Origin of the sequence: Thermodesulfovibrio sp. 3462-1, from assembly GCF_040451425.1 — a bacterium.
Taxonomy (GTDB): domain Bacteria; phylum Nitrospirota; class Thermodesulfovibrionia; order Thermodesulfovibrionales; family Thermodesulfovibrionaceae; genus Thermodesulfovibrio; species Thermodesulfovibrio obliviosus.
The window spans coordinates 1,090,104-1,115,005 of record NZ_CP144374.1 but is presented as its reverse complement, the minus strand read 5'-3'; the positions used below and the strand labels follow the sequence as shown (position 1 = coordinate 1,115,005).

Below are 24,902 nucleotides of genomic sequence, written 5' to 3'. Positions count from 1 at the left end.
ATTAAACTCCTAAAAGAGCAAGAAATATAGATGTTAATGAAAAAAGAGCAAGAGTCAGATTGTATTTCAGCGCCTGGTCAATTCTAAGTCTTGGATTTAAAGCCTCAATAAGAGTACTTACAAAAACAAGCGCTGTAACCTTTATCAGTGCAATACCTGTGTTCAATAAAGAGTTTTCTAAGTGGGTCCACGGAACAAAAATTTGAGTAAAAACAAGACAGAAAAGAACCTGTCTTGACATATTTGCCCATTTAACACAGGCGTATTTGGGGCCACTTAATTCAATCAAGACTCCTTCTGCAATCTCCTGTTCAGCTTCAGATATATCAAAAGGAATCTTACCAATTAATGCCTGAAGTGAAAGAAATACACATACTGTGGCAAGAAGCATAGATACATTCGGACCATTTGAATAATACCATGTTACTATCTCTCCAATTTTAAATGAACCAGCATTTATAGCACCAGTTATAAGAGCAATTGCAAGAATTGGCTCAACTGAAAGATGTAGCATCATTTTTCTTGAAGCACCAATGTAAGCAAAGGGATTTTCTGATGCAGAGGCAGTAATAATTATAGCTATTCCAACAACCGTAATTATGTAAATGAAAAGAAATATATCTCCCCAAAAGTTTAATGGAGGAATTAATCCTGTTATGGGAATTAAAAGAGATGCCATCCCAATGCTTACAACAGAAAGATAAGGTGAAAGTCTGAAGAGTGGATTTATAGTTGATTTGAGATCTTCCTTACCCATTAACTTGACAATGTCATAATATGATTGAAATGGAGGAGGTCCTACTCTGCTTTGTATCAATGCTCTTACTTTTCTTGTGAATCCATCAAAAAATGGAGATAATAACAAAACAACAAATATATTTACAATCGATGAATATATTATGAATTCTAAATTCATTGTTTTCCCCCGGAAATATAAAACAGTAAAACCATAACTACTATGCTACCAAGTATCAGCCATGCAATGTATTTTTTAGTAGTTAATTCATATATTTTTTCTACATATTCAAAAAGTTTTACACACTTGTTAGTAAGCGGATAATAAAGCCATTCATCTGGTTGAAGAATTTTTAAAAATTTTTCTGATACTGAAATTTTTATTGATGGAGTTGTGACAGGATAAAATCCCTTAAATTGAACTTTTCCAATTCTGAAGCTAACAAGGTTTTTAAAGGGTTGATAAAAACTGTGTCCTCTGTATGCTACTTCTTCAGGAACATGTTCTTTTCCTCCATACCATGTTTTTACTTCTCTTTTTGGTGCTTGAGCATATTTTTCAAAGGAAAATATTAAAAGACAAAGAATTATTAAAGGAATTATAACAAAGACAGGAAACCATGCTCCTTGCGAATAGTTTTTTAAAAAACTTATACTTACTCCAGCAAAAGTATCTCCAAAAATTAATGAAAAATCAGGTAAATCATTAAATAAAGACACAGTACCAGCATAAATAAGTTTTAGAGGAATGATTGGGAACAAACCTGTTAAAACACAAACAATTGCAAGTATCAGCTGAGGAAGAGTCATGAGCAAGGGTATGTTTCTTTTTTCATCAACTGCTCCCTGAAGCTTTCCCATAAAAGCAGAGTTTACAAATTTAAGAAATGATGCTAAAGTGACTGCAGAAATAAAAATAGATATAATTCCGAAAACTATAAAGGCTCCTTTTATCAGTAAGAAGACTTCTGATTGTTTTGCTGACCAGATTGAGGATTCAAAAATAAGCAGTTTTGATATAAAACCATTAAAAGGCGGAACTCCTGCAATTGATAAAGAACCAACAAGAGCAGTTATCGCTGTAACAGGCATTACTTTTATCAATCCTGAGACTTTATTAAGATCAGTAGTTGCTGTTTTGTAAAAAATAGAGCCTGCATTCAAAAATAAGAGACTTTTATAAATAGAGTTATTAAAAACATGCAACAACCCTCCAACCAGCGCAACAGCACCAAGAAATGGATTAATTTTTATAAAATAAAGTCCAACACCTATCCCTAAGAGAATGTATCCTACCTGTCCTATTGCATGAAAGGACATGAGTCTTTTAGCTTCATCCTGAGTGAGCGCTGCAATTGTTCCAATAAAGATTGAGAAAACTCCAAATACTGCAATAACAAATCCCCATACCTGAGTATGAAAAGAAAGAGGTAGTACCGAGCAAAAAAATCTCACAAGAGCATACACTGCAAGCTTTGACATAACTCCACCAAAGAAAGAAGAAGCTGATGAGGGAGGTTGTGGATATGCATTTGGTAGCCAGAATCCGAAAGGAAGAACTCCAGCCTTTGTCACAAAAGCAATAAAAAAGCAAAATAGAATAAAATGAGCAATGCCTGGCTGATAATTTATGATAAGTGCAAGGCTTTTGTTTATTTCTGTAAAAGAAAAATCATTGCTGTATGAATAAAGAATTACAGAGGCAAGAATTAAGAATGCTGTTGCCACATGCGTTGCTATGAAATATTGAAGTCCTCCTTTTATTGCTGATTTTTCTTCTCTTTCAAAAACAACAAGAAACCATGAACTTACTGTCATAAACTCCCAAAAAATGATAAAAAATAAAATGTCCTTTACACATACTACTCCAACAGATGAAATAAAAAGCAACATTAGAAATGGATAGAATCTTGCTGAAGATCTTGTTTTATAGACATTAAGATACTTCCAGGAAAACAAAGATACACATAAGGAAACCAGAGAAATTATCATAAGAAATAAAGCAGAAAGGTAATCAATGCTTACAACACAGGAAGAGTTTAATAAGGGCTTAAGTGAAAAAACTTCATCCTCAATGATTTTGTTTCCTGCGATTGTATTTATTGAGATATAAAAAAGAAATATCGAGGATATGGCTGTGAAAAGAACTGTTAAAAAACCAGAAAAATTTTTATTTTTAATGAATGATGTTAAGGCTACTCCTAAAAACAAAGATAAAAATGAAATATAAATATACTGCATCAACGGCCTCCTACTAAAACTTCAATAAAAGGATAACCAATTAAAGGAGATATCAAACTTAAAATTAAAAGCATTATCAAACTGAACTTCATGGATAAAGGGACTTTATTACTGGCTTTCATTACCTTTTCTGAAGCTTCACCAAAGAAAACTTTATGTCCAACAAAAATATACCAACAAAAAGCAAGAATGCTCTCAAGAATTGCAACTACACCAAAAACATTTGCAGAGAGGTTTTTAATTTCAAAGGCTCCTGTAAAAATCATGAATTTGCTCCAGAATCCCGAAAAAGGTGGTACTCCTATTATTGCAAACATTCCTATAAGAAAACACCCAGTAAAAAGAGGAAATTTTTTTGAAACACCCTGAAGTTCTTTAATACTTTTTGAACCAGTTACATAGGCAACTCCACCAACTGACAGAAAAAGCAATCCTTTTGCAAATCCATGATTTATTACATGAAAAATTCCTCCAACCCCTGCTGTTTTTGAACCATAAATTCCTAAGGAAACACCTAAAAAAATATATCCAAGATGTCCTACTGTTGAGTAGGCAAGCAGTTTTTTCAGATCATCCTGAAAATAATATAAAATCACAGACAGCATCATTGTTGAAATGGCAATAATCCCTACAACAAAGGCTTCATTCTCTGTTAAATAATAATTTGAAAGATAAATTCTTGCCATTAAATAAACTCCTGCTTTAACCATTGCAGCTGCGTGAAGATAGGCACTTACCGGGGTTGGAGCAACCATTGCATCAGGTAACCATGTAAAAAGAGGTATCTGAGCTGACTTTGCAGTGGCTGCAAAAAATAGAAGAACAAAAACAATAAATTTGCTGGATGAAGATAGAGAATCAATTACCGAGAAATCAAAGGATTTTGCCTGATAATACATTAAAGCAAGAGCAATTAAAAAACCAATCCCTCCAATGTGAGTCATTATGAAAGCCTTTAATCCTGAAAACAAAGCCTTTTTTTCTTTTGTATAGGAAATTAATGCCCATGAACAAAGGGTTGTTATTTCCCAGAAGAAAAATAATTGTAAGAAATTAACTGCTGTAACTATTCCAACCATTGCACCTATAAAAAGGAGCATAAGAAAGTAGTAACTTCCGTAGGGTTTATAAAATTGATGTTCAACATTTAAAGGAGAGAGGTATCCTTGAGAGTAAAAGATTACAAAAAAGCCAATTACAGTAATAAGAATAAGTAGAATTGATGTGAGAGGATCACAAAGAAGTCCAAAATTTAATTCAGCGGAAAGCCATTTAAACAGTGAAAAAGTGTAATAAATCTTTACTTTTGAAAAGGATGTTTCAAAAATACTGAATATGCTGAATAGAAGAGTAATAAGAGAAAACAGAGAGGAAATAAATTCTGCTTTATTTTTGAATAAATAAGCCAGTAATGCTCCTATAAAAGGCATGATTAATGTTAAAGCAAGAAAATCCATACTTACTCCTTAATAAGCTGTTTTTGTTTGCATTCAGGACATATTTTAAGCTTGTTTATTTGTTCTTCGCTTTTGTCCTGAAATCTATCAATTTGTTTATTTAACATGTTTAATGAAATAAAAGGTTTCCCACAAATAAGGCACTTTACCATTTTTATTTTTATAACAATTTCAAGATCTTTTTTATTGTCAGTGGCAAGTTCATACTCATTGGTAATTCGGATTGCTTTTGCAGGACAAACATTAGCACATCTTCCACAATATATACATCTGCCTGCAGAAAATTTCACTATTCTTACATCTTCATAATCTTCAATGGTTATTAATCTTGAAGGACATATTCGAACACAACTTCCACATCCAATGCATTTATTTGAATCAACTTCAAGTCTTCCTCTTAGATTTTCAGGTGGAGTAACAGGAACAAATGGATAAGGTTTCGTGATTTTTTTATGCCTTGATGAAAGTAAAAGTGCTTTTATTTTACTTTTAAACATCTTTTCAATTCATCCGAAGTGTAAACCCTTACAGACTGTCTCTTTAAATCAATAACTTCATATCTTTCAGTACAGGAAAAACATGGATCAATACTTCCAATAATCAAAGGAGCATCAGCTATCGAGGCTCCTTTAAGCATAACAGAAAGAGCCTGATAATTCTGATATGACGGAGCTCTTACACTCCATCTATATGGTCTTCCTTCAGGGCCTGTCATAACATAATGAAAAAGCTGTCCTCTTGGTGCTTCAATGTATGATATTGCCTCTTTCCATGGCTCAATTTTTGGAATCTTTACTGATGTTTGTCCTTCTGGTATATTTTCAATAATTTGTCTGAGAATATTTATTGAAATTAAAATTTCTTCAAGTCTTACAATTGTTCTTGCCCATACATCTCCTTCTTTACTTAAAGGAACTTTGAGATTTAGCTCAGAATAGGCAGCATAGGGAAAATTAACTCTCATATCAATATTTATACTTGAAGCTCTTGCCAGAGGTCCGCATACGCAGTATTTTTTAGCATCATCCTGCTTTAGAATCCCTACATTTTTAAATCTTACCTGTATAACTTCATCATCAAGAATAATCTCTCTGAGTTCTTTTACTTCTCTTTCAATTTGAGAGATTACTGTTTCTATGTCCTTAAGATGCTGGGGGTGAACATCAATTTTTACTCCTCCAATAATATTTATTCCATATGTTTTTCTATTTCCCGTAATGATTTCACAAATATACATTACAGGTTCACGAATTCTCCATGCCTGCATAAAAAGTGTATCAAAACCAACAATATGAGCTGCCAGCCCAACCCATAAAAGATGACTATGTAGTCTCTCCAGTTCAAGAAACATGCTACGGATGAACTTAGCTCTTAAAGGAATTTCAATTTGAGCAGCTTTTTCTACTGCCTGACAGTAAGCACAGGAATGAACAAACCCGCATATTCCGCAAATTCTTTCGGCAAGGAATGGAATCTGCTGATAATTCAAAGCACTCTCTGCAAGCTTTTCAATCCCTCTATGAACATAAAATCCTCTGTAATCAAAATCAACAATCTCTTCTCCATCAACAATCAATCTAAAATATGCAGGCTCTTCAAGAGAAGGATAAAATGGTCCAATTGGGATAACTGTTTTACCTTCTTCTGGTTTCTTAAGCAGTGAAGGTTGTTTTGATTTAGGAGGTTTGCTGTTGTAAGAGAAATTTTTTCTTAAAGGATGAATTCCATCTGGCCAGTCATCGGGAAGAACAAGCTTTCTTGGATCTGGATGTCCTTCAAACTTTATACCGAACAGATCATTGCATTCTCTTTCAGCCCATACTGCAGCTGGGATTATCTCTGCTATTGATGATATTGTAGGGTCTGACGGTTCTAAAGATGTTTTCACGATTATATTCATTCTATAATCAATAAGGGAGAAAAAATAATTAAGTTCAATTTGATTTTTTTGAGTGATAAAATCAATAGCGGTTAAATGAATAAATCTTGCTTGCTGCATTACAAGCAGTTTTGCAATTTCTTTTATTTGAAAAGGATTTGCGTGGATAATAAGATTTTCATCAATGGTTTCAATTTTATTAGTTAGATTTATAATATTTTCTGTGATTTGCCTCATATTATGAATTATTTCATAAAAGTGATTTAATTGTAAATAATAATTATTAATTTTGGTTTAATTTATTTAAATGTTACCAAAAAATTGAGTCTGTTCATTAAAAATAATAACTTTGTCAGAGGATTCTTGAAAAAACTTGAAGGTCCTTTAGCTTTTATACCATGTCTTAATCCAAAAAAAGGCTGTCTAAGGATTGACGTATGTGTAATTCATCTTATCTGGGAAAAACTCGGAGAAAGAATGAAAGAGTTTCTTAATACAATTACCTTAAAGGACATTATAGAACTTAACCATAGGGAGGTAGAAATGAAAGCTTAAATTTGTAGAAAATGTTCAAGCAAATGTTTCTACGGATATAGTTCATCTTATGTGTCCGATGCATTTACTAAAGCTTCAAGAATTAATTAAAAAGGTGGAGCCGGGACAAATAATAGAGATAGTTACAGACTATGATGGCTCTGTTGAAGACATTCCTGCCTGCGGTGAGAAAACAGGTAATGAATTTATAGGAGTTGAAGATGATTTAGATTTTTTCAAGTTTTATATAAGGAGGTTTTGATGAAAGTTATTGATCCAGTATGTAAGATGTTGATAGAGGATAAAGATGCTGCTGAAACAAGTATTTATAAGGGTATAACTTATTATTTCTGTTCAAAACATTGTAAAGAAAAATTTGACAAAAACCCTGAAATTTATCTTACTGAAGAACCTTCAACATCTTTGACAAAAGAAATAACTTTTAAATCTTCCATACACCGTGAAGATCACAAACATTGCCCAAAATGTGGACATGCATCTAAACCAATTACTCCTGCTGGAAGTCAGGCAAAAGTTGAATGGACATGTCCAATGCATCCTGAAATTATTCGTGATGCACCCGGGATTTGTCCTATCTGCGGAATGGCACTTGAACCAAAAACAGTTTCAGTGGATGAAAAAGAAAATCCTGAATTAATTGATATGAGAAGACGATTCTGGATTAGCTTTGTTTTAACAATACCACTTATTCTGGTCACAATGGGTCCTGTAATCAGTATGCCATTAAAAAAATTTTTTCCTCATGAACTTATGAAGTGGCTTGAATTTATTGTCGCAACTCCAGTTGTCCTGTGGGGTGGATTACCATTCTTTGTTCGTTTCTGGCAATCCATCTCAAGCAGAAACCTAAATATGTTTACATTGATAGGTCTTGGTGTTGGAGTAGCCTATGGATATAGCGTTGTTGCCACATTCATGCCAGAGATATTCCCCCCTTCCTTCAGAAAAAATGGAGAAGTACCTGTTTATTTTGAGGCAGCAGCAGTTATTGTGTCTTGGTCAGGTGCTTGAATTAAAGGCAAGAAGTAAAACAGCAGCTGCCATAAAGGCACTTCTTGGACTTGCTCCAAAAACTGCCAGGATAATAAAAGATGGTATTGAAGAAGATATCCCTGTGGATCATGTAAAAATAGGAGATTTAATTCGCATTCGTCCGGGAGAAAAGATACCTGTTGATGGAATTGTAATTGAAGGAAAAAGTTATGTTGATGAATCAATGATTACAGGAGAATCAATACCTGTATATAAAGAAAAAGGAGACCGTGTAATTGCTGCAACTGTAAATGGAACAGGTATGCTTATAATTAAAGCAGAAAAAGTTGGAGCTGATACTTTACTTTCACAGATTGTTCGAATGGTTTCTGAAGCGCAGAGAAGTCGAGCACCTGTGCAAAAACTTGCAGACATTGTGGCAGCATATTTTGTTCAGATAGTTGTAGCAGTGGCAATCATTACATTTATTGTTTGGGCATGGCTTGGTCCTGAACCCAAAATGACACATGCAATTATCAATGCAGTGGCAGTCTTAATTATTGCCTGTCCTTGTGCTCTTGGACTTGCCACACCTGTATCAATAATGGTTGCTATGGGAAAAGGTGCAACAATGGGAGTGCTATTTAAAAACGCAGAAGCAATTGAGCTAATGAAAAAGGTTGACACTGTTGTGGTTGACAAGACAGGTACACTCACAGTTGGGAAACCAGAGCTTGTGGAGATAGTTCCTGTTCAGGGTTTTAAAGAAGATGAAATACTCTACTTTGCTGCAAGCCTTGAAAGGAGTAGTGAACATCCTTTTGCTTCAGCAATTGTCAGGGCTGCTCAGGAAAGAAATATAAAACTTACTGATGTGATGGATTTTGAATCTATAACAGGCAAAGGATTAATCGGAAGAATTGATGGTTACAGAATTATTGTTGGTAATCATAAACTCCTTGATGACCTTGGTATTGACTTTTCTGAACTTTCAAAGAAAGCAGATAGCCTTCGTGCTGAAGGTGCAACTGTAATTTATGTTGCTATAGATGAGAAAGTAATGGGAGTTCTTGCAGTGGCAGATTCAATAAAACAGACCACTGCTCAGGCAATTGATGCCCTTCATAAAGAAGGTATTCGCATATTTATGGTAACAGGAGACAATAAAATAACTGCACAGGCAGTGGCAAAGAAACTTAACATTGACGAAGTAATTGCAGAGGTATTACCTGCAGAAAAGGCTCAGATTGTGAAAAAACTGCAGCAAGAAGGAAGAATAGTTGCAATGGCAGGAGATGGTATAAATGACGCACCAGCTCTTGCACAGGCAGATGTTGGTATTGCCATGGGAACAGGCACAGATGTAGCAATGCAAAGCGCTGATGTGACTCTTGTAAAAGGTGATTTAATGGGAATTGTTCGAGCAAGGCGACTTAGCAGAGCAACAATGCGCAACATAAAACAAAATCTCTTTTGGGCATTCATATATAACACCATTGGAGTGCCTATTGCAGCTGGAGTTCTCTATCCATTTTTTGGCATTCTTCTAAGTCCCGTATTGGCAGCAGCTGCCATGAGTTTCAGTTCTGTATCAGTTGTTGGAAATGCTTTGAGGCTTAAGAAATTAAAGATTTAATGAAGGGCATTTAAGGTTTGAAAAAGTAATATGCTTAAAAAACTACTACATCTATAGCACCAAGAGCCTATGCTATTGCTGATAGAATAAGAAAAAAGGGCATTACTGTTATTCTTGGTGGTGTGCATCCGACATTGATCCCCTTGCGATTCTAAAAGGCTGATTCATACGGACTGGAGTAAATATGATGCCCACTATGTAGTCTTTAAATCTTTAAAAATGAGTCCAGAGGATGGGAGCATTGAGTAAGGCAAAGAGTATCTAAAATCGAGTGTAAGGATAAATTGACAATTAAAAATTTATTTGTTAATATTGAGTATAAAAAAATAATATTAAAATGGGAGGTCATTATGTCCTATGAGGCAAAGGATTATTCAAAATTAATTGGCATGCAGGGTTTTAGTGAAATACTTCTCAAAAATCATTTCACCTTGTATCAGGGTTATGTAACAAATACAAACAAAGTTATTGATACTCTCAAAGCAATGCTAAATGATGGTAAAACAACAACACCAGAGTATGCAGAACTCAAAAGAAGGCTTGGATGGGAGTGGAATGGAGCAAGGCTTCATGAGCTTTATTTTGAAAATCTCGGTGGAGACGGTGTATTACCTCAGAATGGCAAGTTGGCAAAACTTATAAATGAAAACTTTGGCAGCTTTGAAAACTGGCTTAAAGACTTCAAAGCAACAGGAACAATGCGTGGAATTGGATGGGTAGTTCTGTATCAGGATACTTTAACAGGGAAATTATTTAATTTCTGGATTAATGAGCACGATACAGGACATCCATCAGGTTGCAATCCTCTTCTTATTATGGATGTTTTTGAACATGCTTTTATGATTGACTATGGTCTTAAGCGCGCAGAGTATATTGAAGCGTTCTTTAAAAATATTAACTGGCAGGAAGTAGAAAAAAGAATAAAATAGGAGGAGATTATGGCTTACACAATTGATGATTTAAAGAATAAAATTCTTGAGATGTATTCTGAAGTAAATGAACACGGTTTCAATGTCAATATTTACTATAGTGAAGAAAAACAGGCTTACATAATCAGATTCCAGAAAGGCACTTCTGAACTATAACCCATCTTGATAAACAGGATGCCGATGACTGTATGAATAATGTAAAGTGCGTTTATCTTGGAGTTCCGATAGGTCAGTTTATCAAGAATTTTACAGAAATTGCAGGACTTCCAAAACCTGAAAACACATTAATAAATATTGTTAAATATGGTGTAACTCCAACATGATGGATTACACCATAAAAATAGGTGGAGAAGCAGGGCAGGGTATCCAGACAGTGGGGGATACCCTGTCCCATATATTTGCTCATGCAGGTTATCATGTATTCACCCATCAGGACTATGAATCCCGCATAAGAGGCGGACATAATTTTTATCAGATTAGAATCTCCGATAAACCTGTAACAGCTTCCAGAAGCAAGGTTGATATAATTGTTGCCCTTGATAAAGAAAGCATCATAGAGCATGAAAAGGAACTAAGTCCACAGGCACATGTTCTTTATGACTCCACTTTTATCAAGAAAAAGTATGATAAACCCAATTTTTTAGATTTTCCTCTTTTTGAGCTTGCCCAAACTCATGGCGGAAGCAAGATCATGGCAAACACTGTAGCAGTAGGTGCTGTTATTGGTATGCTTGGTATGAATCCTGAAATTATGTATGAGATTGTAAAGAAAACTTTTAAGAAAAAGGGACAGCAGTTTAATCCTTTAACAATGGCAATTGCTTTAAACTGTAGCTTCGTTGCAAGAGCCTTTGCAGGAGACATAGATCATCTGAAATACATAATAAAAGAAGCGGTCAATCATAAAGGCTTTGCAGTTGTTGATATTCTTCAGCCCTGTGTGAGCTTTAATAAAATTAATACCTTTGAATGGTATCGTCAGAGAATATATAAACTTGAAAAGGACTATGATCCAACTGATAGAATAAGAGCCTTTGAAAAATCCCTTGAATGGGGTGATCGTATTCCCTTAGGCGTTATTTATAAAACAGAAAGACTTACAACAATGCTTCCTGTAAAAATTGGTTTTTTCATAGAATAACAAAGCTCATGCAAATACTTTACTTATTCCGCACTTCTCACCTATGGCGATTGCTTCAGACAGGGTTGCCATAAAAGAACCAAGAATTCTAAAACTTACAAATACTTAAAAATCAATGCACTGAACATGATCTTGTTTTCAATTATCTTCATCCTAAGGAAAAGACATTGCTCATGTTCTGGATAACTTAGGAGTTAAATTTCTCTGGCAAATCCTTTGCGGAGTTTACCATGAGCGTAGCCGAAGGGCTCAGTACATATGCCACCGTGATGACACTCTATACAGTCATTCCGAACTGAGAGAGGAATCTACATTTTAACAATAAAAAAAAGCTTCAAAACTGTTAACTTTCTCTAATTGGATGACTGTATCTCTTTAAACTCTACTTCCTCTGGATATCCATATACCTCTATGCCAGAGCTTAAGGCAAACTCTTTCGCTGCATTATCTATCATAGGTGAAATCAATAGCTTTCTGCTTAACTTTACCCCTTCCTTTTGCTCGTAAAATCTTACTTTCCTTAAAAATGTGGCTACATCACCTTTGCTTATGGATGACTTTATCTCTGCCACTATTACCTCTCCATCTTTCACTATAAGGTCAAGCTCTATCTGGTCTGGCCTTCCAAAAACCATTCCTTCCTCATCTTTTGCTAAATACTTTTGCACTTTTACAGGAAAGCTTTCCTCAAGTATTCCTTTTATTGCATCTCTAAATGAAGCTTCTGCCCTAAATCCCCATCTTGCACCAAGTGCACCTATGGTGGTGTCATGCTTTCTGTGAAGAAGCTTTATTTCTTCAAGTATAGAATTTATAACTTTCTGATTCTCCTCCCAGCGTTTGTTCCATTCAGCCTGGGTTTGTTCAAATCTCTTGTTCCATTCAGCCCATTTTTTTTCATTTTCTTCCCACTTTTTATTCCATTCAGCCTGGGTTTGTTCAAATCTCTTGTTCCATTCAGCCCATTTTTTTTCATTTTCTTCCCACTTTTTGTTCCATTCAGCCTGGGTTTGTTCAAATCTCTTGTTCCATTCAGCCCATTTTTTTTCATTTTCTTCCCACTTTTTATTCCATTCAGCCTGGGTTTGTTCAAATCTCTTGTTCCATTCCTGTCTTTGTTCCTGCAATTCTTTTAGCAGTTTTTCAAATCTGTCCTCAGTCTGCTTTTTGTCAGCAAACTTCTCTTTAAAAAGTGATGATATATACTCCCTTGTTAGAGCATCCCTCTTAAGTAGTTTAGGAAGCTCTGTAATAATTATCCTCTTTATTTCCTCTTTTGTAAGCTTTGTTTGCATAATTAATACTTACTTATTCAATGGTAATTTGTCAATTGGTTATGTTTAATGTGAATTTTAAATTTTTTAGCAATATTTTAATATAGTAACCACAGAGGATGCATTAAACATTGAAAAAGAGGTATCTCAGCTGAAAAAACGACGTTTATAAGCGATAAACTATCGGATGCTGAGAGAAACCTTTCTTCTTTAACCTGGTTTATGTTTACTAAAGTAGCTTCAGTTTTGATACAGGATGTTTTAATTTTATTAAGGACAAGGAATATCATAGAGTATAATATGGTGGAGGCGGCGGGAATCGAACCCGCGTCCGAAGGTGCTACTGCTAAGCATCTACATGCTTAGTGGAAGTTTTAAGTTCCAGCTAAAGGCACGCCCTTCCACAGGCTTACCCATAGCCTACAACCCTTAAATTTTCTCTTAAGTGTCGGGTTAAACACTTAAGAGTAGCTCTGATTTATGACACCTTTCCCGAGCCTCAGAGCAGAACTCAGGAAGGCGGCTGCTTTTAATTAAGCAGCAAGTGCCAATTCTGTGTTGGCAGTTGTGTTTTTCCTACCTGTTTTACGTGGTGGCAGGAACCACGGCATGCAGCTTAGCCCTCACTACCTCCGTCGAGTCCTTTCGCCCCCTTGTTAAAGATCATTTATTTTTAAGAGTACGTTCAATTTCTCTTTGAGCTTCTTTTTTCTTAATTATATCTCTTTTTTCATATTTTTTTCTACCTCTTGCAAGGGCTATTTCAACCTTTACATAGGGACCTTTGAAGTATATCTTTAATGGGATAAGAGTGTAACCACGTTGCTGGATTTTGCCTCTCAGTCTTTCAATCTCTTTTTTATGAAGCAGTAATTTTCTCGTTCTCAACGGATCATGATTGTAAATGTTGCCATGACTGTAAGGACTTATGTGACAGTTAAGGAGCCAGGCTTCACCATCTTTTATAATTACATAACTATCTTTAAGATTTGCTTTTCCCTGTCTTAAAGACTTTACCTCAGTTCCTGTAAGAACAATTCCAGCTTCAATTGTTTCATCAATAAAATAGTCAGCATAGGCTTTTTTATTCTGGCAGACGATTTTTATTGACATTTTTAGTTAGCTCTGCTTACAGCAGAGGATTTCTTCTTCAGGCGATTACTTTACTCGCCTCAAGGATACATTTTTCAGTAACAACTCCATCAGGTGTAAATATCTGGAATTTACTGTTTTCAATATATTCAGAAACCTTCAGAGCATGTAGTATCTCAACAAGTATTTTCTGAATTTTTTCTATAGGCAAATCTTTAAACTCTATTTCAACAATGGCTTTCATAAAAACATATTATACCAGAAATTTACCTTTTTCTAAAATTTTTATTTTTTGTCCTTTTTCGTCAATGGTATATAAAGTGGGATTGAAAAATATAAAATCCTGATGGAATGGCGTTCTAATCTTGCCACCAAAGGATGAATTGTCACCCAAGGCAATATGCACTGTGCCAAGAATTTTTTCTGACTCAAGAATGTTGTCAGGCTTGCTTGCTCTGTCATTAATGCCTATGCCAAGCTCTGCTATATTTTTATTCTCAACTTTATTTAATTTTTCTTCAAGTTCTCTCTTGTAAGGCTCATTTCCTTCTATGGAAACAACTTTACCTTGCTTAACATTTAAAATCAAAGGTAAATTGAGCTTCCTTGTAGGTGCCCATTCTATTACGAGTTTTCCTTCTGCTGAGCCTTCCAGAGGTGCAAAAAATACTTCTCCAGCAGGTAAATTTCCAAAGGAACCTTTTCTGCTCAAGATTCCTGAATCAATATGAACTTTTCTTTTTCCTTTAAATAATACAATTTCTGTTCCATTTGGTGTTTCTAAATATAATTTCGAAATGCTGTCAAGAAGTTTTTTTATTGCAATCCCTCTTTTATTGAGTTTTATCCAGTCTGCGCACATGGCTCCATCAAGCATTGAGGGATCAAAAAGTGGCATACTCGCATATCTTGCACCGCATAGCTTTGTAAGAAAGTCTCTAAAATTTGTATGACTTGTAGAAAAGTTAGCAATAGCTATTACAGCATTAACAGCTTCACTGCAAAATTGTCTTATTATTTGTCTTGCTTGAAAAAGTTCTTTTTTTGAAATATTTTTGCTGAGAAGTTTTTCAAAGAGATTAGTTTTTTTAAGGCTATCTATAGCTTTGTTCCCAAAAGCAAGCCTCCATAACTGTTCTGGTGGCTCAGTTCCATGACTGCCTAAGGATGGATATTCTGCATAGATAATTTTTTTTGCAAAGTTTTTGCCAATTTTTTCAAGATGTTTTGCTATTTCTTTTAAAGTTTCTCTTCTTTTAATTTCATTCTCAGGAAGAACTTCATCTGCTCTTATAGTATCAGTAAAAATCAAAACTCGTTCATGTTTTTTTACTTTAAGATTTATCTTGTAAATGTTTATAAGAGGCTGTGTATTCATGAAAAAAGCTCAATCTGGCTTAATTTCTTAGATTCAAACTCAATAGGATATTTGCAATTAAAACATGCCATACAGTAAAACTCTGAATTGGGAATAATTTTTTTTAATCCTTCAAGGCTCAGATAACCAAGGGAGTCTGCAGTAATGTATTTTCTTATCTCTTCAATTTTATGGGATGAAGCAATTAGTTCCTGCCTTGTTGGTGTATCAATTCCATAAAAACAGGGTCCTACAGTAGGAGGTGAGCTTATTCTCATATGAACTTCCTTTGCTCCACCAAGTTCTTTTATCATTTTTACAATCTTTTTTGAAGTTGTGCCTCTTACAATTGAGTCATCAATTACAACAACTCTTTTACCCTGCAAAACTTCTCTTACAGGATTGAGCTTAATTTTAACACCAAAATGTCGGATGCTCTGTTTTGGCTCTATAAATGTTCTTCCCACATAGTGATTTCTGATTAAGCCAAATTCAAAGGGAATTCCACTTTGCTCAGCATATCCCAGCGCGGCAGGAACTCCAGAGTCTGGGACCGGAATAACTATATCAGCCTCAACAGGGTTTTCTCTCGCAAGTTGTCTGCCAAGCTCTTTTCTTACTGTGTTTACGCAGATATGGTCAAATATATAGCTGTCAGGTCTTGCAAAGTAAATAAATTCAAATACACAGTGAGCTTTTGGAGCAGAATTAAATATTTTTAAGGATTTCACTCCTTCTTCACTTATTATCAGCATTTCTCCAGGTTCAATGTCTCTTATATATGTGGCACCAATTAAATCAAAGGCACATGTCTCTGAAGCTATTACATAGGCATCTCTAAGCTGTCCCAATGACAGGGGTCTAATTCCATAGGGATCTCTGATAGCAATTAGTTCTTTTTCGTTCATCAGAAGCAATGAAAAAGCGCCTCTTACCTGTCTTACAGCATTTGCAATTCTTTCGTGCACTTCGCCATCCTTTGCTCTCGCAATAAGATGCAAAATTATCTCACTATCCGAGGTGGTTTGAAATATTGCACCATCCTTTTCAAGTTTGCTTTTTAATTTATCTATATCCACAAGATTTCCATTATGAGCAATTGCAATGCTTCCGAGAGAGTAGGTTGCCATCAATGGTTGAACATTTTCTATTGTGCTTGAACCTGTTGTTGAATATCTATTATGTCCTATTGAAATATGTCCTGGAAGATTTTTTAAAACTTTTTCATTAAATATTTCAGCAACAAGTCCGAGAGATTTTTCAAGATAAAGCTTTGTTCCATCGGATGAGCAAATTCCAGCACCTTCCTGTCCCCGATGCTGAAGAGCATAAAGACCCAAATAGGTAAGATTGGCAGCTTCAGGATGACCGAAGATACCAAAAACTCCACATTCTTCATGGATTTCATAAAAAAGGTTGCTTTTGTTCATCTTTATGTAAGGTCTTTCTTAATTTTAACACAGGAGTGCTTCTGATTACTATAAAATTTTGATATAATTAAAATGTAAATGAAGCCAGTTGTGGACAAAGATTTTGATAAAATCACTGCTATTTTTTCCTCTTATCCCGGAGTCTTAAAAAATACTATTGCCCTGATTGAAAAACTGAAATATTCTCCTTACACATCAGAGATAGCTCAGGAAATAGAAAGTCATTATGTAAAATATGCAAGTTATTATTTTAAGGATCCTCAGGGACAAGAGGCAACCTCTGCCTTAATTCACTATCTCATTGAAGGCTTTCAACAGACTGAGGAAAAACAGGCATTTTTAAAGAGCATTTTTAAAATTATCCTGAAACTTTTTGAAGAAGGTAAAGCTAATGAAAATTATTTCTATGTAAACACTATTTCAGAGGTTTTTGAATATTTTTATGCAATCCCTCTTGACCGCTACATCTGCCAGCTTGGAGTGCTGAAAAACATAGGAAGAGAAATTATAAAAAAAGGAATTAAAGAGCCTCAACTGATAAATTCTTTTGCAGTTTTTTATCAGAAATATCTTTACACATTTTATTCATTCTTTCTTTCAATTCCGCCACTTGATGAATATTTAAAAAAATTCTTTCCTCAAGGAATTACCTTCATAAAGCATGTTTATGAAGCTTTACTTAATGAAGTAGAGTCAATGGCTCAAGAAATTTCAAAAACCTATGACATCAATAGACTTATTAGTATTCCTTCTGAGGCGGAATTTTTCAACAAATTGAGAGAATTACCAAAAAATTTCTCTGATTCTGGTGATGCATGGATTAATCTGCAGACTATTGTTTACTATCATTTCTGGATACTGGATACGGAACATTTAAAAGAACTTCATGAGTTTTCTTTAAGAGAAATCGGGCGTATTTTAAAGAATTTTTTATTGCAGTTTAAAAAGATTGATATTAAAAAATTCACGCCTTTTTTAGACGCTGTTTTTTCTAAATTTGATAAATTCTTTTATCTAATGCCTGTATCTGTAATCTTTTGTCTTAATGAGATTGGCAGTGCTGTTTATAAATTGAAAACATCGGAAATCTTAAATTCCTACATAGGGCACTTAATCTCCTTAGGTTTTTATACTCCTCAGTTTAAAGGATTTTATAAAGATTACACAATAAATGTTAATCAATATCATGTAAGTAACCTCAGGTTATATTTTGATTTGATTTCAAAAAATCCTTCAGAGTCAAAGGAACTTATTGCAGCACTAAGTATTTATCTATTTTTTGGCGGTATTCATATAAAGGATACTGATCTTTTCCAGAGAGATATAACAAAGCTTCTTAATTCTGATATTTCTCAAGTATTTTACCTTGTAAAGCCACTTCTCAGAAAAATCCCTGTTTACTTTAATGAAATAAATGCAGAAGGTCAATTAAGAACAGTTTCAACTGAGGTTGATGAAATCTTTAAGAGAAAAGACCCTCTTATGCATTTTATAAGAAAACAGATTCATGTAGAAAGCAGCCCCCTTTTGCTTGAGCTACTGGAAAAAACAATACAATTCTGGATTACTGCTGATAGAAAAATTCTCACCCCTTATGTCTCTGAAGAAATTTTGAAAGATCTTAATTTGATAGAGGAACATTTAAAGGAGCTTCAGTATTTATTTAAAAAGCTCGTGCAGGATTCCACCTTAGAGAGAATTCTTTTCACTCAATTAAATATGCTGGTAAGTAAGGTTGAATCCTTTCCTGTCAGCAAGACTGTTAAAAACAAGGCAATATTAACAATAAGGCTCTATCAACTACTTCATGCAAAATATAAAACAGAACTTGTTGAGATTGAAAGCTTTTTAAAAGAGGCTTTTTATTATGGTTTGCCTGATGCAAGTTTTTTAATTGATGTTTTACGAGACAGTTCCTTATCCAGAAAGGTTGACTCCCTTGTAACATATCTTGAGAGTCTTAAAAATATCATACTTTCACAGGAAAAATACGAAGCTATTGAAGATATAACACATAAAAGACATATTGTCGCTGGAATCCCATCTGTTTCAGGAAGATATAGTGAGAGAAAATTTAATGCTCTTTCTTTTTTCCTGAGATTAGAAAGCTTGCTTAACAGTCTTCTTGATGAAATTGAACAATCCATAGACCTGAGTTTCATTACACGGGCAACCCTTTTCAGGATAGAGAAGTATCTTAAACTTTTTGGCAGAATTCTTGAACTCAATGGAATTTTCTCGCAGAAATACATTAATACTCTATCAATGCTTTCTGTTGCTCTTGAAATAAGAAGATTTACATTCTCACAGTACATGGATATTTTCAGAACTCTTGCAGAATCTGTAAGTGACATTGTAAATACATACTGCATGGCACCTTATAAAAAATGGCTAAAAAAAATAATAATGAAATTTTCAAATAATATGGAAGACACAGAACTAAAAGACTTTGAACTTGTCAATGCTCTCTCAGAAAAATTCTTAAGAGAGATGGTTATGCAGTATCCTGGATTAAGTCAGCTTGACAGATTAATAAGTAGAATTATCAAGGCTTCCTATAATCAGGCAGAAAAGTTAACTTACAGAGACCTTGACCTTTTAATGACATATGATCCGAAAAAAATTTTGTGTGATATCTATCATCCAAGAGAAGAAATCAACGATAGGATTCATCTTGGGAATAAAGGGCATAATTTAATCAGGCTTACAAATAAAGGAATCTCTGTCCCTCCAGGATTTATTTTGACAACAGAGGTCTTCCGTTGCAGAGAAGCAATAAATAATTTTGAACCTGTTAAAGAACATTTGACAAGGGAAATTCATTCAGCCATGAAAAGGCTTGAATTGTTTACAAAGAAAACCTTTGGAGATTCAGCAAATCCTTTACTGGTTTCTGTAAGAAGTGGTGGGGCTATATCAATGCCTGGAATGATGAATTCTTTTTTAAATGTGGGAATAAATGAAAAAATCATAGAAGGACTTATAAAACACACAGGCAAGCCCTGGTTTGTCTGGGATAGTTACAGAAGATTTTTACAGTGCTGGGGAATGTCTTTTGGACTGGATAGAGATGATTTTGACAATATTATCAATGATTTTAAAAAGAAATACAAAGCAGAATTTAAGATTCAGTTTACACCTTCACAGATGAAAGAAGTGGCAATGGCATACAAAGAGTTTATCTTATCAAGAGGTATTTACATAGAAGAAGATCCATGGAGACAACTGGAAATAGCAATTTCACAGGTTTTTAATTCCTGGTATTCAGACAAGGCAAAGGCTTACAGAGAAATTCTTGGAATTTCTGAAGACTGGGGCACAGCTGCCATTGTTCAGAAGATGGTATTTGGAAATCTTGATACAAATTCTGGCTCTGGTGTTTTATTCACACGAAATCCTAAGGAATCCACAGATACGCTCATATTATGGGGTGATTATACTCCAGGAGCTCAGGGTGAAGACATTGTTTCTGGACTGGTAAAAACTTATCCTATTTCAGTGCAGCAGAAAATTATTGAGGGAAGAGAAACTGAAAAATCCCTTGAAGAAGCTTTCCCTGAAATTTATGAATCTCTGCAGGAAATCGCTGAAAAGTTGATTTACAAAGAAAGATGGGATCATCAGGAAATTGAGTTTACCTTTGAAGGAAGAGGTAAAAATGACCTGTATATTCTTCAGACAAGGGAAATGAGTTATGCCAGAAGACAGCTGATGACAGTTTTTATTCCAGGAGAATCTTTAAATGAAAGTAAGCTTGGCACAGGCATTGGTGTAAGCGGTGGAGCTCTTTCTGGCAGGATTGTTTTTGATATTGAAGACATAAAAGAATTTAAACAAAAAGAACCAGAAACACCACTTATACTTGTTCGAGCCGATACTGTTCCTGATGATATTGTTCACATTGCCTCAGCAGATGGAATACTTACAGCAAGAGGAGGCTCTACATCACATGCATCCATAATTGCCACAAAACTTGGTAAAACCTGTGTGGTTGGTTTTTCAAGGATGATTGTTTATCAAAATGAGAAAAAATGTAGAATTGGTAAAAAGATACTTAAAAAAGGGGATTTCATAAGCATTGATGGCAGAAATGGGTTGGTGTATTTTGGAAAGCATCCAAGACAAACAATTTATCTTTCTACAGAGTATTTTTAAAACTAAAAAGGAGGTTTAAAAATGATTTTGGGGATTAATGGTTTGGGAAGAATTGGTAAGCTTACTTTATGGCATCATGTGGGAAGAAAACATTTTTCTCAGATTGTCGTTAATCTTGGTAGAAAAGTTGGTCAATCTTTAAAAGATGTTGCTTTTTATATTGAGCATGACTCCACCTATGGCAGGCTTCATAATTATCTTTACGGTTATCGTTCAAAATCAGTTATAGAAAAAATTGATGAAGCAAATTCTACAATTGTTATTGACGGAATCCCGGTAAAAGTTCTTACTGAAAATAGAAATCCTAAAGACATTGGATGGGAAAAGCACGGAGTAAGACTTGTTGTTGACACAACAGGAAAATTCCTTGATCCCACATTGCCCTCTGATGCAAAAGATGGCTCAGTAAGAGGACATCTTGAATCAGGAGCCTACAAAGTACTGGTTAGCGCTCCTTTTAAAATCAAAGACAAAGCCAAGGACATTCCAGAAGACTCTGTTACAGTAATAATGGGAATTAATGAAGAGATGTATGATAGTAAAAAACACATTATTATTTCAGGTGCATCATGCACTACCACCTGTTTAGCCCATATGATGAAACCTCTTCTTGATTATTTCGGAGCTGAAAGAATCCTCAGTGTTTCAATGGCAACTGTTCATGCAGTAACAGCCTCTCAACAGGTTCTTGACAGAGTTCCAAAAACAGATGCGAAGGATTTAAGAAAGATTCGTTCTGCAATGAACAACATAATTCTTACAAGCACAGGAGCAGCAAAAACTCTTGCACTTGTTTTACCAGAAATGAAAAATATAGGATTTATTGCTCAATCTGTAAGAGTGCCTGTTGTAACAGGATCATTAATAATACTTGTTGTGGCCTTTAGAGATGAAGAAAGCAATATCATTAATGGAGAACTTATAAATAGCATTTACAGGGAAGCTGCAGAAAGGGAAAAAAGAGGATATCTACTTTTCACAGATGATCAGAAAGTATCTACTGATATAATTGGATTTTTTGGTCCTGCAGCAATAATTGAAGGAAGTGAAACTCACACAAGAACAGCCATGATTACTCTTGATATATCAAAAATATGCGGTATTGGTTCGCCAAAGGTTGATAAATTGCAGATTCCTGTAACTCAGGCAGTAATTTATGGCTGGTATGACAATGAGCTTGGCAGTTACACAAACATGCTTGGTGATCTTACAGTAAAAATTGCTCGAGATGTATATTAAAATTGGAGGATAAAATGATTGCACAATTTAGCATAGTTCCATTAGGAGTTGGAGTAAGTGTTAGTAGTTATGTAGCAAAGGTCATTAAAATTGTTGATGAAAGCGGGCTTCCTTATAAACTTCATGCAATGGGAACAATTGTAGAGGGACAGTGGGATGAAGTAATGGGTCTTATAAAAAAATGTAGAGATGCACTGATGCAGGAAGTGGAAAGAATTGTAATTGATATAAAAATTGATGACAGGAAAGCTGCCAAAGGAAGAATTGAGGCAAAGGTGAGGTCAGTTGAAGAAAAACTTGGCAGACCGGTGAAAAAATGAATATAGAGAAAATTTATGTTGCTATAGATTTTAAACCTGCTACCCCGAGCGTGCTTTCATATGCAGTCTGGCTTAAGGATACTTTTGATTGTGAAAGCATCTGTCTCTTTCATATAATGGAGTATACTCTTACTCCACCTGCATATTTAATGCCTTACATTAGCAGAGAAAGAAAGAAGATTGAAGAGAAACTTAAATCACTGGCTGAAGAGCTTGGTAGATACAGATTAAATGTGGATTTTAAAGTTGCTTTTGGAAGGCTAATTGAAAGCATAAAAGAAGTTATAAAAGATGAAAAAGCTTTTGCAGTAATGGGATTTAAAACACATATCACAAGACCTTCCACTTCTGAAAGAATTCTTAAAGGATTGAAAGTCCCTGTTTTGATTGTGAAGGCAGAGGAGTTTAAAGAGATCAGTCCTGAGGCTATAAAAATAAAAAAAATTCTATGCCCTTTAGATTTTTCTACTTATTCATTAAAAGCTTTAGAGATTGCCAGGAAAATAGCAAATAAATGGGGTTCTGAATTAAAGATTTTACATGTTGTGCCAGAGCAGAAGATAAAAGGGATTATTGAAGAACCTTTAGAGATAGAAAAATATATCGAATATCTAAAACAACAAGCTCGTGAGGAGATTCAAAAAATAAACAAAAGCCTGAATTATGAGGTTGTCTCAGGCAATCCGGCGGAAGAAATCCTAAAAAAAATAAAGGACATAGATCTGGTGGTAATTGGTTCTAAAGGAAGGTCCTACACAGAGTCGGTAATAATTGGAAGTGTTGCTGAAAGTATTATAAAAAATTCTGTAAAACCTGTTTTGATTGTTTCTTAAATTTGTTTTATAATGCTATTATGATTGGTAAAGTTGTTTCAATAAACATAAGCAAAAACAAAGGAACAACAAAAAAATCTGTTTCAGAGGCAATTGTTATTGAAAACTCTGGAATTGAAGGAGATGCGCATGCAGGCTCCCACTGGCACAGGCAAATTAGTCTTCTATCCGTTGAAAGTATTGAGAAAATGAGGGCAAAAGGTTTAAATCTCAATTATGGAGATTTTGCAGAAAACATTACCACTGAAGGAGTTGATTTAATAAGCCTTCCTATAGGAACAAAGATAAAGATCGGAGAATGTATCCTTGAGATTACTCAGCACGGTAAAAGCTGTCATAGTAAATGTGAGATTTTTAAAACTGTTGGTGACTGCATTATGCCAAAAGAAGGAGTTTTTGCAAGGGTTTTAAAAGGAGGAAAAATTAAAGTTGGAGATGAGATATTAAAGCTATGAAGTACAAAGTTGCCATAATTACTGTTTCTGATAAAGGCTCAAAAGGTGAAAGACAAGACATGAGCGGAAAAGTTATTGAGGAGATGGTTCATTCATGGGCAGATGTTGTTTTTTACAAAATAGTTCCTGATGAAAAGGAAGAAATAAAAAAGGCAATTCTTGAAGCAACAACTCAGGCAGATTTAGTTTTCACAAATGGTGGAACAGGGCTTCACCCAAGAGATGTAACCCCTGATGCAACCCGTGAAATTATTGAAAAGGAGGTTCCTGGAATTGCAGAGGCTATGAGATGGGAAGGATACAAGAAAACAAAGACTGCAATCCTTTCAAGAGCAATTGCAGGTATAAGAGAAAAAACCTTAATAATAAATCTTCCTGGAAGCCCGAAAGCTGTAAAAGAATCCCTGCAGACAATAATGGATGCACTTGCCCATGCAATTGACAAACTCAAGGGAGACCCTTCTGAGTGCGGTAGATGAATGAGATAACACTGATTGCAGCTTTTGCAGGTGGATTTTTAAGCTTTTTTTCTCCATGTATTTTGCCTTTACTCCCTGTATACATTTCACTATTTTCAGGACTCTCAATAACTGAAATATCTCAGGGTAGTTCTAAACTCCGTATTTTATTTCACACTCTTTTATTTATTGCCGGTTTTTCCACTGTATATCTTGCTCTTGGTGCTGGAAGTTCTCTTATCGGAAGTCTTTTTTTTGACTATCAATATTATTTGAAAATTATTGGTGGAGTTTTTCTTATTCTGTTTGGTTTTTTACTTTTAGGACTCATAAGATCAGGAATTTTTTTAAGAGAATTCAGATTAAATCTGAAAATTCAAAAATTTGGTAGCCCATTGGGAGCCTTTCTTATAGGTTTGGGTTTTGCAGCAGGATGGTCACCCTGCATAGGACCTTTGCTTGGAAGTATTTTAATCTATTCAGGCATGAGTGGCAGCGTTATTACAGGATTAAAGATGCTTGGAGCATACTCACTTGGTATAGCAATTCCTTTTTTAGTATTATCTTTATTAATCAATGCCCTGATGCAATATTTGAAAAGATTTATGAAATTTTTTAAATGGATGAATTATGCCATTGGCTTTATTCTAATTTTTTTAGGCTTATTCATGATTTTTCAGTAAAATGTTTGAATTTTTAGCATTTTTCTCTATATAATAACCAAAAAAACTGGGGAGGAAGAGG

25 protein-coding genes and 1 other RNA gene are annotated in these 24,902 nt (G+C 34.6%); 15 read left to right on the top strand and 11 right to left on the bottom strand.

Annotation, left to right across the window (positions count from 1 at the left end):
* Position 1 precedes the first annotated feature (1 nt).
* Genes V4D31_RS05585 through V4D31_RS05565 form a run of 5 tightly spaced genes read right to left on the bottom strand, consistent with a single transcriptional unit; the run spans position 2 to position 6,549 of the window.
* A complete protein-coding gene (locus V4D31_RS05585) occupies positions 2–916 on the bottom strand; it encodes an NADH-quinone oxidoreductase subunit H (RefSeq protein WP_353685478.1) in 915 nt (304 codons plus the stop codon).
* Positions 913–2,976, bottom strand: coding sequence for a proton-conducting transporter membrane subunit (locus tag V4D31_RS05580; protein ID WP_353685477.1), 2,064 nt, complete (start codon positions 2,974–2,976; stop codon positions 913–915). Before V4D31_RS05580 ends, V4D31_RS05585 begins: the two co-directional genes overlap by 4 nt.
* The gene (locus tag V4D31_RS05575) at positions 2,976–4,433 is read right to left on the bottom strand and encodes a hydrogenase 4 subunit D (protein WP_353685476.1); all 1,458 of its coding nucleotides are present in this window, start codon (positions 4,431–4,433) and stop codon (positions 2,976–2,978) included. The genes V4D31_RS05580 and V4D31_RS05575 overlap by 1 nt, the downstream gene beginning before the upstream one ends.
* A gap of 2 nt (positions 4,434–4,435) precedes the next feature.
* A complete protein-coding gene (locus V4D31_RS05570) occupies positions 4,436–4,930 on the bottom strand; it encodes a 4Fe-4S dicluster domain-containing protein (RefSeq protein WP_353685475.1) in 495 nt (164 codons plus the stop codon).
* On the bottom strand, positions 4,912–6,549 hold the full coding sequence (locus V4D31_RS05565; RefSeq protein WP_353685474.1) for an NADH-quinone oxidoreductase subunit C: 1,638 nt from the start codon (positions 6,547–6,549) through the stop codon (positions 4,912–4,914). The genes V4D31_RS05570 and V4D31_RS05565 overlap by 19 nt, the downstream gene beginning before the upstream one ends.
* A 126-nt stretch (positions 6,550–6,675) precedes the next feature.
* Between V4D31_RS05565 and V4D31_RS05560 the strand changes: the two genes are divergently transcribed.
* The 8 genes from V4D31_RS05560 (at position 6,676) to V4D31_RS05525 (ending at position 11,545) form a co-directional block, all read left to right on the top strand.
* Positions 6,676–6,867 carry an Rrf2 family transcriptional regulator gene (locus V4D31_RS05560; RefSeq protein WP_353685473.1) on the top strand — a complete coding sequence of 64 codons (192 nt, stop codon included), beginning with the start codon at positions 6,676–6,678 and terminating at the stop codon, positions 6,865–6,867.
* Between the two features lie 58 nt (positions 6,868–6,925).
* Entirely contained in the window at positions 6,926–7,108 is a 183-nt protein-coding gene (locus V4D31_RS05555) for a sulfurtransferase TusA family protein (protein ID WP_353685472.1), read from the top strand.
* The gene (locus V4D31_RS05550; RefSeq protein ID WP_353685471.1) at positions 7,108–7,878 is read left to right on the top strand and encodes a YHS domain-containing protein; all 771 of its coding nucleotides are present in this window, start codon (positions 7,108–7,110) and stop codon (positions 7,876–7,878) included. Before V4D31_RS05555 ends, V4D31_RS05550 begins: the two co-directional genes overlap by 1 nt.
* A complete protein-coding gene (locus V4D31_RS05545) occupies positions 7,871–9,475 on the top strand; it encodes a copper-translocating P-type ATPase (protein ID WP_353685470.1) in 1,605 nt (534 codons plus the stop codon). The genes V4D31_RS05550 and V4D31_RS05545 overlap by 8 nt, the downstream gene beginning before the upstream one ends.
* 350 nt (positions 9,476–9,825) lie before the next feature.
* Complete coding sequence (locus V4D31_RS05540; RefSeq protein WP_353685469.1) at positions 9,826–10,404, top strand: Fe-Mn family superoxide dismutase; 579 nt, start codon at positions 9,826–9,828, stop codon at positions 10,402–10,404.
* 9 nt (positions 10,405–10,413) lie between these two features.
* Positions 10,414–10,560 (top strand): hypothetical protein, encoded by a 147-nt coding sequence (locus V4D31_RS05535; RefSeq protein ID WP_353685468.1) that lies wholly within the window; start codon positions 10,414–10,416, stop codon positions 10,558–10,560.
* A 32-nt stretch (positions 10,561–10,592) separates the two neighbouring features.
* On the top strand, positions 10,593–10,727 hold the full coding sequence (locus V4D31_RS05530; protein WP_353685467.1) for a hypothetical protein: 135 nt from the start codon (positions 10,593–10,595) through the stop codon (positions 10,725–10,727).
* Positions 10,724–11,545, top strand: coding sequence for a 2-oxoacid:acceptor oxidoreductase family protein (locus tag V4D31_RS05525; protein ID WP_353685466.1), 822 nt, complete (start codon positions 10,724–10,726; stop codon positions 11,543–11,545). The genes V4D31_RS05530 and V4D31_RS05525 overlap by 4 nt, the downstream gene beginning before the upstream one ends.
* A 353-nt stretch (positions 11,546–11,898) precedes the next feature.
* Here the strand turns inward: V4D31_RS05525 and V4D31_RS05520 are convergent, their stop codons facing one another.
* From V4D31_RS05520 to purF, 6 genes are all read right to left on the bottom strand, one after another.
* On the bottom strand, positions 11,899–12,840 hold the full coding sequence (locus V4D31_RS05520) for a DUF3782 domain-containing protein (RefSeq protein ID WP_353685465.1): 942 nt from the start codon (positions 12,838–12,840) through the stop codon (positions 11,899–11,901).
* A 280-nt stretch (positions 12,841–13,120) separates the two neighbouring features.
* Positions 13,121–13,472: a transfer-messenger RNA gene (ssrA, locus tag V4D31_RS05515) on the bottom strand.
* A 10-nt stretch (positions 13,473–13,482) separates the two neighbouring features.
* Positions 13,483–13,932 (bottom strand): SsrA-binding protein SmpB, encoded by a 450-nt coding sequence (gene smpB, locus V4D31_RS05510; protein ID WP_353685464.1) that lies wholly within the window; start codon positions 13,930–13,932, stop codon positions 13,483–13,485.
* Positions 13,933–13,969: 37 nt separating this feature from the next.
* On the bottom strand, positions 13,970–14,155 hold the full coding sequence (locus V4D31_RS05505) for a hypothetical protein (RefSeq protein ID WP_353685463.1): 186 nt from the start codon (positions 14,153–14,155) through the stop codon (positions 13,970–13,972).
* A 9-nt stretch (positions 14,156–14,164) separates the two neighbouring features.
* The gene (locus V4D31_RS05500) at positions 14,165–15,289 is read right to left on the bottom strand and encodes an aminopeptidase (RefSeq protein ID WP_353685462.1); all 1,125 of its coding nucleotides are present in this window, start codon (positions 15,287–15,289) and stop codon (positions 14,165–14,167) included.
* On the bottom strand, positions 15,286–16,698 hold the full coding sequence (gene purF / locus V4D31_RS05495; RefSeq protein ID WP_353685461.1) for an amidophosphoribosyltransferase: 1,413 nt from the start codon (positions 16,696–16,698) through the stop codon (positions 15,286–15,288). The genes V4D31_RS05500 and purF overlap by 4 nt, the downstream gene beginning before the upstream one ends.
* A 78-nt stretch (positions 16,699–16,776) precedes the next feature.
* On the opposite strand from purF, the gene V4D31_RS05490 reads away from it, so the two are divergent.
* From V4D31_RS05490 to V4D31_RS05460, 7 genes are read left to right on the top strand one after another with little or no spacing between them, the layout of a single operon-like run.
* Positions 16,777–20,853 (top strand): PEP/pyruvate-binding domain-containing protein, encoded by a 4,077-nt coding sequence (locus tag V4D31_RS05490; RefSeq protein WP_353685460.1) that lies wholly within the window; start codon positions 16,777–16,779, stop codon positions 20,851–20,853.
* A gap of 21 nt (positions 20,854–20,874) precedes the next feature.
* The gene (locus tag V4D31_RS05485) at positions 20,875–22,092 is read left to right on the top strand and encodes a glyceraldehyde 3-phosphate dehydrogenase NAD-binding domain-containing protein (RefSeq protein WP_353685459.1); all 1,218 of its coding nucleotides are present in this window, start codon (positions 20,875–20,877) and stop codon (positions 22,090–22,092) included.
* 14 nt (positions 22,093–22,106) lie between these two features.
* On the top strand, positions 22,107–22,412 hold the full coding sequence (locus tag V4D31_RS05480) for an MTH1187 family thiamine-binding protein (protein WP_353685458.1): 306 nt from the start codon (positions 22,107–22,109) through the stop codon (positions 22,410–22,412).
* Positions 22,409–23,245, top strand: coding sequence for a universal stress protein (locus tag V4D31_RS05475; protein ID WP_353685457.1), 837 nt, complete (start codon positions 22,409–22,411; stop codon positions 23,243–23,245). The genes V4D31_RS05480 and V4D31_RS05475 overlap by 4 nt, the downstream gene beginning before the upstream one ends.
* A 20-nt stretch (positions 23,246–23,265) precedes the next feature.
* A complete protein-coding gene (locus V4D31_RS05470) occupies positions 23,266–23,700 on the top strand; it encodes an MOSC domain-containing protein (protein ID WP_353685456.1) in 435 nt (144 codons plus the stop codon).
* Positions 23,697–24,179 (top strand): MogA/MoaB family molybdenum cofactor biosynthesis protein, encoded by a 483-nt coding sequence (locus V4D31_RS05465; RefSeq protein ID WP_353685455.1) that lies wholly within the window; start codon positions 23,697–23,699, stop codon positions 24,177–24,179. Before V4D31_RS05470 ends, V4D31_RS05465 begins: the two co-directional genes overlap by 4 nt.
* Positions 24,176–24,841: a cytochrome c biogenesis protein CcdA gene (locus V4D31_RS05460; RefSeq protein WP_353685454.1), complete on the top strand. Its 666-nt coding sequence runs from the start codon at positions 24,176–24,178 to the stop codon at positions 24,839–24,841. The genes V4D31_RS05465 and V4D31_RS05460 overlap by 4 nt, the downstream gene beginning before the upstream one ends.
* Positions 24,842–24,902 lie beyond the last annotated feature (61 nt).

What these genes read in the sequence shown, in the direction of transcription:
- V4D31_RS05570 (WP_353685475.1), bottom strand. Translation starts at nt 4,930, where the DNA reads ATGTTTAAAAGTAAAATAAAAGCACTTTTACTTTCATCAAGGCATAAA.
- V4D31_RS05575 (WP_353685476.1), bottom strand. Translation starts at nt 4,433, where the DNA reads ATGGATTTTCTTGCTTTAACATTAATCATGCCTTTTATAGGAGCATTA.
- V4D31_RS05555 (WP_353685472.1), top strand. Translation starts at nt 6,926, where the DNA reads ATGCATTTACTAAAGCTTCAAGAATTAATTAAAAAGGTGGAGCCGGGA.
- V4D31_RS05500 (WP_353685462.1), bottom strand. Translation starts at nt 15,289, where the DNA reads ATGAATACACAGCCTCTTATAAACATTTACAAGATAAATCTTAAAGTA.
- V4D31_RS05460 (WP_353685454.1), top strand. Translation starts at nt 24,176, where the DNA reads ATGAATGAGATAACACTGATTGCAGCTTTTGCAGGTGGATTTTTAAGC.
- V4D31_RS05490 (WP_353685460.1), top strand. Translation starts at nt 16,777, where the DNA reads ATGAAGCCAGTTGTGGACAAAGATTTTGATAAAATCACTGCTATTTTT.
- V4D31_RS05565 (WP_353685474.1), bottom strand. Translation starts at nt 6,549, where the DNA reads ATGAGGCAAATCACAGAAAATATTATAAATCTAACTAATAAAATTGAA.
- V4D31_RS05530 (WP_353685467.1), top strand. Translation starts at nt 10,593, where the DNA reads ATGAATAATGTAAAGTGCGTTTATCTTGGAGTTCCGATAGGTCAGTTT.
- V4D31_RS05520 (WP_353685465.1), bottom strand. Translation starts at nt 12,840, where the DNA reads ATGCAAACAAAGCTTACAAAAGAGGAAATAAAGAGGATAATTATTACA.
- V4D31_RS05485 (WP_353685459.1), top strand. Translation starts at nt 20,875, where the DNA reads ATGATTTTGGGGATTAATGGTTTGGGAAGAATTGGTAAGCTTACTTTA.
- V4D31_RS05525 (WP_353685466.1), top strand. Translation starts at nt 10,724, where the DNA reads ATGATGGATTACACCATAAAAATAGGTGGAGAAGCAGGGCAGGGTATC.
- V4D31_RS05550 (WP_353685471.1), top strand. Translation starts at nt 7,108, where the DNA reads ATGAAAGTTATTGATCCAGTATGTAAGATGTTGATAGAGGATAAAGAT.
- V4D31_RS05580 (WP_353685477.1), bottom strand. Translation starts at nt 2,976, where the DNA reads ATGCAGTATATTTATATTTCATTTTTATCTTTGTTTTTAGGAGTAGCC.
- V4D31_RS05465 (WP_353685455.1), top strand. Translation starts at nt 23,697, where the DNA reads ATGAAGTACAAAGTTGCCATAATTACTGTTTCTGATAAAGGCTCAAAA.
- V4D31_RS05470 (WP_353685456.1), top strand. Translation starts at nt 23,266, where the DNA reads ATGATTGGTAAAGTTGTTTCAATAAACATAAGCAAAAACAAAGGAACA.
- V4D31_RS05505 (WP_353685463.1), bottom strand. Translation starts at nt 14,155, where the DNA reads ATGAAAGCCATTGTTGAAATAGAGTTTAAAGATTTGCCTATAGAAAAA.
- V4D31_RS05480 (WP_353685458.1), top strand. Translation starts at nt 22,107, where the DNA reads ATGATTGCACAATTTAGCATAGTTCCATTAGGAGTTGGAGTAAGTGTT.
- V4D31_RS05585 (WP_353685478.1), bottom strand. Translation starts at nt 916, where the DNA reads ATGAATTTAGAATTCATAATATATTCATCGATTGTAAATATATTTGTT.
- V4D31_RS05475 (WP_353685457.1), top strand. Translation starts at nt 22,409, where the DNA reads ATGAATATAGAGAAAATTTATGTTGCTATAGATTTTAAACCTGCTACC.
- purF (WP_353685461.1), bottom strand. Translation starts at nt 16,698, where the DNA reads ATGAACAAAAGCAACCTTTTTTATGAAATCCATGAAGAATGTGGAGTT.
- smpB (WP_353685464.1), bottom strand. Translation starts at nt 13,932, where the DNA reads ATGTCAATAAAAATCGTCTGCCAGAATAAAAAAGCCTATGCTGACTAT.
- V4D31_RS05540 (WP_353685469.1), top strand. Translation starts at nt 9,826, where the DNA reads ATGTCCTATGAGGCAAAGGATTATTCAAAATTAATTGGCATGCAGGGT.
- V4D31_RS05535 (WP_353685468.1), top strand. Translation starts at nt 10,414, where the DNA reads ATGGCTTACACAATTGATGATTTAAAGAATAAAATTCTTGAGATGTAT.